9 protein-coding genes are annotated in these 14,014 nt (G+C 36.2%); 8 read left to right on the forward strand and 1 reads right to left on the reverse strand.

Annotated features, from left to right (window positions below):
• The first annotated feature begins 5 nt into the window (after positions 1-5).
• From AC07N0_RS05765 to AC07N0_RS05795, 7 genes are all read left to right on the forward strand, one after another.
• Entirely contained in the window at positions 6-1,229 is a 1,224-nt protein-coding gene (locus AC07N0_RS05765) for a sugar MFS transporter (RefSeq protein WP_494588455.1), read from the forward strand.
• A 250-nt stretch (positions 1,230-1,479) separates the two neighbouring features.
• Positions 1,480-2,616, forward strand: a complete 1,137-nt coding sequence (locus tag AC07N0_RS05770) for a serine hydrolase domain-containing protein (RefSeq protein ID WP_494588456.1) — start codon at positions 1,480-1,482, stop codon at positions 2,614-2,616.
• A 38-nt stretch (positions 2,617-2,654) separates the two neighbouring features.
• The gene (locus AC07N0_RS05775) at positions 2,655-4,241 is read left to right on the forward strand and encodes a glycoside hydrolase family 43 protein (RefSeq protein WP_494589089.1); all 1,587 of its coding nucleotides are present in this window, start codon (positions 2,655-2,657) and stop codon (positions 4,239-4,241) included.
• 30 nt (positions 4,242-4,271) lie between these two features.
• Positions 4,272-6,548, forward strand: coding sequence for a heparinase II/III domain-containing protein (locus tag AC07N0_RS05780; protein WP_494588457.1), 2,277 nt, complete (start codon positions 4,272-4,274; stop codon positions 6,546-6,548).
• 10 nt (positions 6,549-6,558) lie between these two features.
• The gene (locus AC07N0_RS05785) at positions 6,559-6,906 is read left to right on the forward strand and encodes an MmcQ/YjbR family DNA-binding protein (RefSeq protein WP_494588458.1); all 348 of its coding nucleotides are present in this window, start codon (positions 6,559-6,561) and stop codon (positions 6,904-6,906) included.
• Between the two features lie 115 nt (positions 6,907-7,021).
• Positions 7,022-7,843, forward strand: a complete 822-nt coding sequence (locus AC07N0_RS05790; RefSeq protein WP_494588459.1) for an alpha/beta hydrolase — start codon at positions 7,022-7,024, stop codon at positions 7,841-7,843.
• Positions 7,844-7,864: 21 nt separating this feature from the next.
• Positions 7,865-9,151, forward strand: a complete 1,287-nt coding sequence (locus AC07N0_RS05795) for a DUF4861 domain-containing protein (RefSeq protein WP_494588460.1) — start codon at positions 7,865-7,867, stop codon at positions 9,149-9,151.
• Between the two features lie 132 nt (positions 9,152-9,283).
• On the opposite strand, the gene AC07N0_RS05800 is transcribed toward AC07N0_RS05795, so the two are convergent.
• Positions 9,284-12,361 (reverse strand): TonB-dependent receptor, encoded by a 3,078-nt coding sequence (locus AC07N0_RS05800; RefSeq protein ID WP_492801419.1) that lies wholly within the window; start codon positions 12,359-12,361, stop codon positions 9,284-9,286.
• A 429-nt stretch (positions 12,362-12,790) separates the two neighbouring features.
• On the opposite strand from AC07N0_RS05800, the gene AC07N0_RS05805 reads away from it, so the two are divergent.
• Entirely contained in the window at positions 12,791-13,861 is a 1,071-nt protein-coding gene (locus AC07N0_RS05805; protein ID WP_494588461.1) for a mannose-1-phosphate guanylyltransferase, read from the forward strand.
• Positions 13,862-14,014 lie beyond the last annotated feature (153 nt).

Here is a 14,014-nt window from a genome sequence, read left to right on the forward strand (position 1 = left end):
CAATAATGACTCAAAAGATAAAACTAACCGAAAAGCAATACCTAGTTACTTTCATTTTCGTTACCTCCCTTTTTATGCTTTGGGGAATAGCCCATTCGATGAGCGATGTATTGAATAAACATTTTCAGAACGTTTTGAATGTTTCTAAATCTCAATCGGGACTTATTCAGCTTTCGGTTTTTGGTGCGTATGCCGTGATGAGTATTCCTGCAGGAATATTTATGAAAAAATTCGGGTATAAAAACGGTGTATTGTTTGGCTTGTCACTTTTCGCAATAGGTACATTTTTGTTTGTTCCTGCGGCCAATGCTACGTCGTTTACGATGTTTCGTTTGGCGTTATTTGTCTTAGGTTGCGGTATGGCTACGCTCGAAACCGTTGCTCACCCTTTTGTAGCATCCTTAGGAAACCAACAAACTAGCGACCAGCGAATCAACTTTTCTCAGTCGTTTAATGCCGTGGGTACTATCATTGGTCCTGCTATTGGGTCCTACTTTTTATTGAGTGGCAGTGTTGAACATTCTAATGATTTGAGTTCTGTTAAAACCCTTTATACAGCCATTGGTTCTGTCATTGCTTGTATTGCTATATCCTTTGCTTTTGTGAAAGTCCCTGCCTTTACGGATGCTCACGAGATTCTTGAAAACGATGTTCAAAATCCATCATTCAATACCACCGAAAAAACTTTATGGCAAAATCGTCATTTTGTATGGGCAGTAATTGCGCAATTTTTTAATGTGGCTGCTCAGGCTGGTACTTGGTCTTATTTTATCAACTATGGTCACGAAGTAATGGGCTTTACTGATGCAACTGCTGGTAATTACATGATTATTTTTATGGCAATGATGGCCTTAGGTCGTTTTGTAGGTACTTATTTAATGAAATTTATTCAGCCTAATATACTGTTGTCTTTCTTTGCTTTAGGCAGTATTATTTCTTGTTTGATTGTTGCTCAGGCTTGGGGCTGGACTTCATATATTGCCCTGATGTTTATCAACTTCTTCTTTAGCATCATGTTCCCAACCATTTTTAGTTTAGGGCTGAAAAGTTTAGGAAAACATACGCAACAAGCCTCTTCCTTTATTTCGATGGGTGTTGTAGGCGGTGCTTTCTTTCCGTTATTGATGGGTTTAGTGGCTAACCAAAATGTGGCTCATGCTTATTATTTACCAATTATATGCTATGCCATTATCTTTTTGTTTGCCTTTAAAATGTATAAGGTAAAATAATGAGAAAAGTTAAAATACTGGATATGGAATGTCTTATATTATTCTGGCGTCAGCATTTCTGAAATTCCGCTGTTTGAGCGAAGCGAGTTTCGGAATTTCTTGATTTTCTTTTGCGGTCCGCCGCGCGGTTACTTTTCTTGCATCAAGGCAAGAAAAGTAAGGTCTTAGGAAAGGAAATGTTTTTGATGAAAGTAAGATATTATATAATACAAAAATACCAGACTTTATATTTATAATTTCTGTAACAAGAATGAAAACGATACAAAATAAGCTTCATTTTTTGTTGATAATATGCTTGATATTTTTAGGAAAAACTGAAGCTTTTTCACAGGATTTTCCTTTAATCGACCATCAAGTACAAACTTGGGTAGATAGTGGATACTATCATGGGGCGAATTTGATTATTGGGAATCGTCAAAAAATCCTTTATCAAAAATCATTCGGGAATTATCAACCCGAAACCAGTACTTATATTGCTTCGGCAGGTAAATGGTTGGCTTCTGCTACGATTGCAGTGTTGGTAGACGAAGGAAAATTATCTTGGGACGATAAAGTCGTAAAATGGCTACCCGAATTTACCGATGCCAAAGGACAAGCAACGCTTCGTCAATTGTTTTCACATACTGCCAATTATCCCGATTATCAACCTAAAGGCAAGCATCGGGATGACTACCAGACTTTAGAGGAATCTATTAAACATATTTTACCATTGCCTATTGAAACTTCCTCTGATGCTTCAATAAAACGCCAATTCAAATATGGTGGTTTAGCCATGCAAGTAGCAGGTAGAATGGCCGAGATTGCAACGGGAAAATCTTGGGAGACAATATTTCAAGAAAAGATTGCTCGTCCTTTACGAATGTGGCATACACACTTTAGTCCCGTAGATTCAGTAGGAGGAGGGCATAGCCCCATGTTGGGTGGAGGAGCCGTTTCAACGGTAAACGACTATGCTCATTTTTTGCAGATGTTTTTAAATAAAGGCGTTTACAAAGGCAAAAGAATTTTATCCGAAAAAGCCATTGCTGAAATGCAAGCAGACCAAATTGGTGATGCTTTTGTGAAAATGCCAGAGTTCCCTCAAAAAGTACGTGCGGCCAAAAATAAAAGCATTTATGGCTTGGGTTTATGGAGAGAAGAAATTGATAAAAAAGGAAATCCAACGCTAATCAGTAGCCCAAGTTGGGCAGGAGCTTACCCTTGGATTGATTATAAAAATGGAATATTTGGCTTTCTATTAACACACATAGTGGATGGAAAAATGGGTAAGAATAATTTTAGCTCTTTTTATGCAAGTCCAGTGTTGGCTTACTTATTAAGAAATGAAATTAAGCATACGCTACCATCTAAAAAAACTAAAGTCAAAGGTAAAATTTCAGAAAAATGAAAAAGACAATTATTAAAGCGTTCTGCTTGTTGGGAGCCATGTTGCTTGCTAACGATGGAATGTCGCAGTACAAATCAAAAGTTTGGGTAGCTGATAATGGAGATGGAACTTACACCAATCCAATTATTCATGCTGATTATTCAGACCCAGATGTTGTGAGGGTGGGAGCAGATTATTATTTAGTAGCCTCCTCTTTTGAAAACATCCCTGGGCTACCGATTCTACATTCTAAAGATTTAGTGAATTGGAAAATATTGACCAATGCTTTAATCAAACAACCTCCTTTTGATGTATTTGCTACGCCACAACATGGTAAAGGTGTTTGGGCTCCAGCCATTCGTTATCATAAAGGCGAATTCATGATTTATTATCCAGATCCTGACTTTGGGATTTATGTAATAAAATCTAAAAATCCAGCAGGACCATGGTCAGACCCTATTATGGTTGAAGCAGGCAAAGGATTAATTGACCCTTGTCCGTTTTGGGATGATAATGGTAAAGCTTACTTAGTACATGGCTATGCAGGAAGCAGAGCAGGAATCAAGAGTATTATCGTATTAAAAACACTAAGTGATGACGGAACAAAAGTATTGGACGACGGCAAACTCGTTTTTGACGGACATGATTTAGACCCAACCTTAGAAGGCCCTAAGATGTACAAACGTAATGGTTATTACTACATTTTTGCACCAGCAGGCGGTGTGGCTACGGGCTGGCAATTGGCTTTGCGTTCAAAAAATATTTATGGTCCTTATGAACGTAAAGTAGTATTAGACCAAGGTAAAAGTACTGTTAATGGACCACATCAAGGTGCTTGGATAAATACAACAGCAGGGGAAGATTGGTTTATTCACTTTCAAGAGAAAACCATGTATGGTAGAATTACGCATTTGCAACCAATGAAATGGGTGAACGATTGGCCAGTAATAGGGATTGACCCTGACGGCGATGGAAAAGGCGAACCAGTGATAACTTACAAGAAGCCTAAAGTAACAGGCATATTCCCGATTGAAACACCACAAGAATCAGACGAATTCAATGATTTATACCTTGGAAAACAATGGCAATGGAATGCTAATCCTAAAGCTACGTGGTCGTTTATGAATCCATCCAAAGGAGTAATGCGATTGTTCTCTGATAAGATTGATGCCGATAAAAATCTTTGGTGGTCACCGAATGTATTGTTACAAAAGTTTCCCGCACCAGTTTTTACAGCCACAACGAAATTGGTATTTAAGCCTAATGAGCGTATTGAGAACGAAAAAGTAGGTTTAACGGTAATGGGTTATAGCTATGCAAACATTGCCTTGAAATCAAAAAAAGATGGTGTGTATTTGGTACATACTATAGGTAAAGATGCCGACAATTTAAAGCCAGAAAAAGAAAATACGATTGCCAAAATAGATGCTAGTCAAGCAATCTATTTAAGATTGAAAGTGGCTGATGGCGGACTTTGCACCTTTAGTTATAGTACTGACGGCACAACATTTAAAGAAGTAGGAGAAGCCTTCCAAGCTGAAACAGGACGTTGGGTAGGGGCTAAAATGGGTCTTTTTATTACCAGAGAAACAACCATTAACGATTCAGGCTATGCCGATTTTGATTGGTTTAGGGTTGAAAAATAAACATCCAAACAATTTATTACCATCAAACCAATGAAAGTAAAACAGCTATTCTTCCTCATTACCATTTTTTGTTATTTTTCAGTAACGACCTTTGCCCAAAAACATCAGAACCTGTACTTCACCAAAGACAGGGTTGATTTATTGAAGCAAAGGATAGCGACGGAAGAAGAATTCAAGAATAATTGGAAGGATATACTTTCAGAGGCAAATGTATTGTTGACAAAAAAGGACTATGGTAAAATTGATTACTTATCGTTAGCCTATTTGGTAACAGGCGAAAAAAAATATGCAGATAAAACAAAAGCTCTTTTGTTGGATTTGTGTACACGCACGACTTGGTCGAACCCAGAAATGTTGAAGCGTCAACCAGCTTGGTCTTCTGATTTAAAGACGGCTGAAAACTGTTGGAATGTAGCAATGGGTTTAGAAGGTGTTTATAACGAACTAACGAAGGAAGAACGGAAGACAATCGTTGATGGTGTAATGCGAATGGGGATTCGCCCAGCCGTCAACGAGTGGCTTTTACCTGAAAGTCGTATCCATAGTTTGAACTCTATGGGGCACAACTGGTGGACAGCCTGTGTATATATGGCAGGTGTGGCTTCATTAGCTATTAAAGATGATGCCCCAGAAGTAAATGCTTGGATTGAGGAGATGAATCAAGCCTCCAAAGAATGGTTTGGTTTTGCAGGAGACCAATTGCAAGCAAAACCTAAAACATGGGATGCTAAAGGAGGGATGTATGAGAGTGTAAATTATGCTGCATTTGGCATATCTGAATACTTATTCTTTCGTTTGGCTCATCAAAATGTACTTCCAAAAGTAAAGCAACCAGAAATATCATTGTTGAAAAACATTCCAAACTTTTTTATGCACGTTGGTTATCCACGTGATGGAATGTTGTACTCATTGAATTTTGGGGATAGTCATAAAAATATTGTAGGCGAACGTCCTGTGAAATTATTATTGGCATTAGGCTATCAGAATCCTAATGCATTGTGGTATTTGAATCAAATCGAAAATTTTCAACATCGCGAAGGTTTGTTTAAAAATGCTCCTTTGGGCATTCTATATCATCCCGATATGGCAAAAGCACCTAAATTACCAAATTTACCAACTTCTGAGATTTTTGAAGATATGGATTGGACTACCATGCGGACTTCTTGGGAGAAAAATGCTACGATGTTAGGCATAAAATCGGGGCATACTTGGAACCATTCACACGCTGATGCTAATTCATTTATACTATTCCATAAAGGCGAAGCTGTGATTAAAGATGCTGGAAATAGCAGTTATGGCACAAAGGAATATCCAGAATATTTTTTCCAAAGTCCTGCTCATAATGTACTTACTTTTAATGGAAAATATCAACCTAAGGAACAACAATATGGCGGTTCGCCATTGCGAGGGGAAATGAGTGAATTGCTTGATGCAGGTGATATTAAATATGTGATGGCGAATGGTACAGGCCCAACGTCAAGCATTTATGCTAGAAACTTTCGTCATTTTCTGTGGATAGGTAAGGTCATTTTAATCATCGATGATGTAAAAGCCTATGAAGCAGGAAAATTTGAATGGCTTTTGCATCCAGAAGGAGAATCTAAAAAAGAACGTGGCGACATTAGTATTGTGAATAAGAAAGCGTCTGTGTTAGTGCGTCCATTATTCCCTGAAACATTGGTTGAAACAGGCTTTAATCATGATTTCCCAGAAAAAATGATTTTGTCGGAAGTACTTGCTCCTAAAGAAGACAATGTAAAAGAACAAGAAAAATATTATGCAATTGCTTCGCCAGAACCTATGCGACAAACAAAATTTATAACTGCTATTATTTTAAAGGATTCTGTCAATGATAAAAATATTCCAGAAATCGAACGTTTGAAAGGAGAGGAAATGATAGGTGTAAGAATCAAACAAAATGGAAAAGTAACGGACGTGTATTTAAACCTACAGGCCGATGGAAGATTGATGCACCTGAATAGTATTAAAACCTTTAATGGTTATACCACAGATGCCTACCTGACGAGTATTTCATATCCAGAAAATAAGCCTAACGAAGTAAGTGATTACTTTATCGGTTACGGAAGTTTTTTAAGGAAAGAAAACAAAACATTGTATAGCTCACTCTCAAAATTATTTTTTATAGCCAAAAATCAAACTAATACGTTTAATATAAACGTTAGCGGTCAGTCAATAATTAATGCTACCTTTAGCCTAGATAAAAAGCCACAAAGCGTATCTATCAACAATCAAAATAGTGTTGTTGATTATGTCAATGGGGAATTAAAAATTAAGCTAGGCAACTAAAAACCAACCCATGAACATAGAAAGAATTAGAGAAATCTGTTTGTCTTTTGAAGATACTTCTGAGGGCATAAAATACGGAGACCAACTCTGTTTTATGGTTGTGGGTAAAGTTTTTTGCTCGTCTAATATCAAGAATCTTGATAAAGCCAATTTTAAAGTAGCTGATGAGCTATTTGAAGAGCTTTGCGATAGAGAAGGTATCATTCCTGCTCCTTATGGAGGAGCTAAATTCAAATGGGTGCAAATAACTAGTTTTGATATATTGACTGATAAAGAATGGATGATGTATCTCAAAGAATCGTATGATTTGATAAAAGCTAAATTACCCAAAAAGGCTTTGAAGAAAGACACAGAGTAAAACCTCTTGTAGCTATATTTATTGAAAATTAGCTATTATTTTGAGGGAAATACTGTAAAATCAATATGTTTTTTTCACTTTTGTTAATCAAATATATTTTAAACAATTTAACAAAATGAGAATCCTACAAAATTCATTACTGACTTTCCTCCTCCTTTTCAGCCTTGTTTGTCGTGCCGCTATTGTTGATACTGTAGTTACCTACAGTGCTGCGATGCAAAAGAATATCAAAGCTGTAGTGATTGTGCCAGATAATTATAAAAGTCAAAAAGCCCTTCCTGTTGTATATCTTTTGCACGGGTATGGCGATAACTATTCAGGATGGCTTACCAAAGCAAAAGGTTTTGAAAAAGCCGTTGACCAGCATAATATGATTATTGTTTGTCCAGATGGAGGTTTTTCAAGCTGGTATTGGGATAGCCCTATTGACCCAAGCTATCAATATGAAACCTATGTGTCAACCGAATTGGTAAAGTGGGTAGATGAGAACTACAAAACCATCAAAGACCGCAAAGCAAGAGGAATAACAGGCTTGAGTATGGGTGGACATGGTGCATTATACCTTGCTTTAAAACATCAAGACGTTTTTGGTACGGCTGGAAGCATGAGCGGAGGCGTTGACACTCGCCCATTCCCGAATAATTGGGAAATGACAAAACGTCTTGGGAAATATTCTGAACAGCCAGAACGTTGGGAGAAGAACACTGTCATTAATCTATTACATTTGCTAACACCCAATTCTTTGGCATTGATTATTGACTGTGGCACAGAAGATTTTTTCTATAAAGTAAATGAAAAACTTCATGAGCAATTGTTATACAGAAATATTCCACACGATTACCTTACCAGACCGGGCGGTCATAATTGGCCATATTGGTATAATGCTATTCAGTATCAGTTGCTTTTCATGAATAACTATTTCACCAGGGCAAAATAATTTTAATATAACTATTCAAATATGAAACAAAGTACATCCATCAAACTAAAAACAATTATTAATGTCAGCCTATTAAGTTTGTCATCACTCTGTTATGCTCAAAAAAGTAGCATAGTTACTTTTAAGAATGAACTAGCTATCGAGAAAAAGAATGAATTGATTGTATTGAAAAGAGCTTTCTTAGAGGCAAAACTTGGTAAAGTACCCGCATCCAAATATGTAGTTTTTGCTAATGAAAACAAACAACCTATTTTGGCTCAATATGACGACATGAATGGTGACGGCAAATGGGATGAAATAGTATTATTGCAGTCTTTTGCAGCCAATCAAACCAAAAGCTTTAAGATTTCAATATCTGACAGACCAGCTACGATAAAAGCTTTGGTAAGAGCCAATGTACGTCATCGTCGGAAAAATGCTGATGATACCTTTGGAGATATATTGGACAAAGACGCTGTAAAGGGCACTCAACCTGCTACAGACTTTTCAAAACAGCCATTGCCTCCATTCCTTACAGAAGGGCCTGCTTGGGAAAATGATAAAGTCGGCTTTAGGGTTTATTTTGATACCCGTAATGCCAAAGATATTTGGGGTAAAACCACCACGCAAATGGTACTGAACGAAGTAGGACTAGATACCGCTAACAATTACCACAAACAAGCCGATTGGGGAATGGATGTATTAAAAGTTGGAAAATCGTTGGGTGCAGGGTCTTTAGCTTTGAACTTCAAAAATGCTATTGGAAAAGATACTTTAGTAAGATTAGGAGACAATAATTTTGAGGAGGTACAATATGTAAAAATTAGTAATGGACCACTTAGAGCAGTCTTTAAATTGAAGTATAAAAACTGGAAAGTAGCGAAGCACTTAGCTCCTGTGCAAGTAGAAGAAGTAATAAGTATTTGGGGTGGACAGTATTTTTATGAAAGCTCAGTGTCTTTAAAAAATGCGCCGAAAGGTGCCGTTTTAACAACTGGCATTGTGAATTTGCATAGCAAAAATTCGTATGAAATCGCTTCAAATAAAATTTCAGGGCTTTATACGTATGACCAACAAAGTGAGAACCACGATAATTTAGGCATGGCGATTCTAGTTCCTAAAAGTAGTCTGGTGTCCTTCGGACAAACATCTAATACTGGTACAGGCATATTAAATACTTATACTGCCAATTTGAAATTAGTCAATGGAAAAACATCATTCAGATTTTATGCGGGATGGGAAAAAAGCGAAGAGTTTTTTAAAAATAAAGATGGTTTTGAAGAATACTTAAAGCAAGAAATGAAGTTAATGGAATCTCCATTAAAGTAGGTTTCAAGACTTTAAGACTTGGTGACTATAGGAGTAAAAAAGAAAAGAACCCTGAGAAAACCAAAACTGGTAATTTTCAGGGTTCTTTTTATTGATAATAAACTCAGTTAATATCTATTTCTAATGATTGGCTTATTTATTCAATAGTTCGTCAAAAGTTAATGATACATAATACATAGAGCCAACATATGCACTTCCATAAGCTTGCATGTATGGCTTTCCTCCAAGATTTGTTCCTCCAAGTTTTACAATTGATTTAATACTATTTAGTTTATAGCTAAACTGAGCATCAAAGTTGTTGATAGCAGGAACAGTAGTATTAGAAAAAAGAGGCACATTAGTTGTAGTTGGAGTAGGGAAGCTAGACTCCCACGTAAACGCATCTTGATAACGATAGGCTAAGTTGAAGCCCCATTTGTTACCACTCGTGATTCTCTTGCCAAAGTTTACTTTATAGCTGTATTTAGGCGAATTAAATCCAGCATAAGGTACTTCAGTACTTGCAGTAAAATTATTCATTTGATTGTTACTTATGCTCCCACCGACAGTATAACCTTTATCTAGTAAATAGCTTAAGCCCAAAGACCAACCTGAGATAGTAATATCTTCATCTGAATTAGCAGGACGTGAATAACCAGCTCGTGTACTACCACTTCCCAAACCCGATTCTATTGGTAAACCTGGACCTGCAGCAGCAGTTGGGACTAAAATTGTATTACCACCAATAAAGTTTTTATAAACACTATAATAATATGAAGCGTCAACAAAAAGCGTTTTGTTAATAAGTCCTTTGTAACCTATTTCATAAGATTGTATTTTTTCAGGTACTAATGGTCTTGCTTTATATTTCGGTAAAGAAGCCAAAGCATAAGCAGGAGCTACTTGTTTAGTAACCTCTGTTACTTTCTGAACCACTGTAGACTGTACTGTATTTTGAATCAATGTTTGTACCGAAGCAGATGCCATTTGTTGTTGAACTCCAGCTTGAATGGCTGCTGCTGCGTTAGCAGGAGGAATTTGCCCTGCCGCTACTGCCGCTTGAACTTGAGCAGTTACAGCGGCAGTCACTTGTGCCTGAACACCAGCGATTACTGCATTTTGAATGGTAGGTAATTGAGCTGTCACGGCAGCAGTAGCATAGGTTTGGGCATTTGCTAATACTGTTGGAGTAATATATTTCGATGGATTAGCCGCAAAATCAGTAAGAACTTCTCTTGTTACACCTGTTGCTAATTTATAACGTGAATCAAACTCAGATAGACCACCAATCAATGTACCAGCTGGCGTTTGAAGGTCGATATACTGATTCTGTGTTGTTGGAATTCTAAAACCTGTTTGATAAGATAAACGAACATTATGCTCTTGAGAAGGTGAATAAACCGCCGAAAAACGAGGTGTATATTGTCCATCAAAATTTTGGTTTTTATCATAACGAAGTGAACCTGTTAATTTTAAATGTTCAGCAAAAAGTGTTTTAGAAACTTGAGCAAATGCACCATATTCGTTAATAGTAATTGTTCCAGTACGACCATCTTTTAAATCAGAGAATAGTGTACCTTCTGAACGAAGCTCATACAAACGATAATTTGCACCAACTGTTACCTCCGCAAATTTGATTTGATCTTTGAAATTGTACAAACCTTCTGCATGATATAAATTGCTTTTATCTGCAAAAGCTCCACCACCACTAGTAATAGAGGTATTACGATATTTGTCTAATAAAGTATTAAAAGCTGCAGTACCAGGCTGAGGCATATTGCGGTCTGCATATTGACGAGCAGATAGGTGAGCGTTTTCATCTGTTCCACCTGCTGTTTTTGCAGTCATATATGCACCTGCATATTCAGAATACCAAGTATTGTTTGATTTTATCTCTGTTAGCATTCCGATAGCTGCTAAACCTGCTGTATAGGAGCTTCCAGAACGTTCTTGAGTGGTATAAGCCTTTAATGTAAAGTTATTACCTCTTAATTCTAATTTTGCCTGTGTAATATTAAAATCACGCAAAGAATATCGTCCTGTACCTGTGTATAAGGTTGTACCTTCTCCATAATTAACTTGTGCTATTGCTTCTACCTTTTCAGTTAAACGATAATGTAGGGCAGCATTAAATTTTAAGGATTTAGTATTATGGTCAACCAAGTCTATTTCTCTATATCCAGTTCTACTTACATTTACATTAGGCAATGCTGCATTCAGGGTCTGTAAATTTGCTTGGATTTCGTCTCCATAAACGTTCATTCCATCATAGTCAGTTTTAGTGCCAAGCCCTCTTGATGGGTCGTTATTTCCTCCTAAGTTTAAGTTGGTAAAATTCGTTGCTTGCCAATCTTTTGCTTGAATATGAGAGAAGTTTAATTTGAATGCAATCTTATTATTGAATGCTTTTGCATAGCGGATACTTAAATCTGTAAATGGAGTAGTTACAGTTGAACGATTATCTGCCGACATTAATCCAAATTTAGTAGAAGCACTCAAACCTTGATATAAAAATGGACTTTTACTATTCATTAAAATCAGACCGTTGATGGCATTTGGTCCATATAATGCAGAAGCTGCTCCAGGCAATAATTCAACACTTTCAACATCTAGCTCTGGCATACCAATGATATTATCAACCGCAAAATTTAGACCAGGAGCAGAGTTGTCCATACCATCAATCATTTGTACAACACGAGGGTTACCAGTAGAGCCAAATCCACGCATATTAATAGATTTGAACAGCAAACCTTGGGTTGCCATATCAACTCCTTTTAAATTAGCTAAACCGTCATAGAAAGATGCTGAAGGAGTGTTTTGAATGGCACGAAGATCCATTTTCTCTACTGTGACTGGTGATTTCATTACACTTTCTTCAACACGAGAAGCTGCTACTACCACTTCTTGCCCCATGATAACTTGTTCTGATAATGTTATATCATAATTACTTTTACTACCATCCACAATAAACTCCTGTGTATTATAACCAACGCTTGATACAATTACAGTAAAGGGAGTGGGCGTACTTGTTGTAAGGGAAAATGAACCCTTAGTATCCGATATTGTTCCTATCACTCTTCCTTTTACTGAAATACTTACACCAATCAACGGTTCTTTTGTAGAACCATCGCTTATCTTACCCGAGATTTTTGTTTGGGCAAATAGCATTGAGGTCAAAAACAATAGTGAGGTGACTAACCCAAGCCTGATTGTCGTAAAATAATTTTTCATACGTTTCTTTGTTAGTGAATAAAAATTGAAATAGTATCTTCTCCGTGATGTTTTGAATTATTATACAAATAGAAAGAAAATTTTGGATTTTATTATGCAAGCAGAGTAAATTTTTTACATTTTTTCTTAAAATTGTCTAATATGAATAAACAAAAGCATAAAATATTAGATGTAATCCATTCTGCAATCAAGATAATAGTTTAATTTTAGTAAATCACACATTCACTAGAAATTATCAAAGTAAGGAATTTATCGACTAACACTATTTATGTATGAGGTAGTTAAATTAGATTTTTTAGTATTTAAAATAGTTTTTGTTGTTAAATTATGAAGCTTTCCTTGGTAATTTCTTTTTTTTCAAAACTATACATATCTTTAAATTCCAGAATCATAGCACACGACTAAAAAAATAAAAATTAATACTAAATCATGAATAAAAATAACTATGTAGTAATTATGGCAGGAGGGGTTGGTACTCGTTTTTGGCCATTTAGTAGAACAAACAATCCAAAACAATTTCATGATGTTTTAGGTACGGGTAGAACACTTTTACAGCAAACAGCTGACCGTTTTGAAAATATTTGTCCAAATGAAAATATTTATATTGTAACAAGTGCTGATTACATTGATTTAATAAAAACACAATTACCTTTTTTGTCGGATAGCCAAATATTAGCAGAGCCTATCCGCAGAAATACAGCACCTTGTGTGGCGTATGCTTGTTATAAAATTGGCAAGCAAAACCCAGATGCTAATATTGTAGTTGCTCCGGCCGATCATATTATATTGAAAGAAAACGAGTTTGAAAAAAGAATAAATATTGCGCTTGAAACTGCTGCTAGCGGAGATGTATTAGTAACGCTTGGAATTACACCAACCAGACCTGATACTGGTTATGGTTATATTCAGTACGGTCAGTCTGATACAGAAGTTAAAAAAGTAAAAACATTCAGAGAGAAACCAAATTTAGAACTAGCAAAAGCTTTTATTGAAAGTGGCGACTATGTTTGGAATGCTGGAATTTTTATCTGGACTGCCAAGGCTATCAAAAAGGCATTTGCAGATAATAGTCCTGCTGTGCATAGTGTTTTTGAAGCAGGTAATGATATTTATTACACTGAGCAAGAAACGGCATTTATCAATGAAATATACCAGAACTGTGAGAGCATCTCGATTGACTATGCCATCATGGAGAAAGCCGAGAATGTATTTACCGTTTTAGGAAATATTGGTTGGTCTGATTTAGGTACTTGGAAATCATTATATGAAGTATCAGATAAGGACGAAGATGCCAATGTGATTGATGGGGCAACGATGCTTTATGATGTTAAAAATAGTATTATTAAAACACCTAAAGATAGATTGGTAGTCATTCAGGGACTAGATGGTTATATCGTAGCCGAGTATGATAATGTATTAATGATTTGTGAAAAAGAGCAGGAGCAATTCGTTAAAAGCTTTGTAGCAGATGCTACTAAAAAAGGGAAAGAATTTGTGTAGGCTTACCTTTAAATAAAATATACGTTTTGAATGAATCCACTCTGTTTTGAGTGGATTTTTCATTTTGTAGAGGTTTCATAATATTGAAGAGAAATATTTTAAAAAAGATTTGTGATTTTGTGGCATTCTTAGTCATAAAATCACAAATCTAAT

The organism is Arcicella sp. GW821-FHT09D11, from assembly GCF_059416265.1.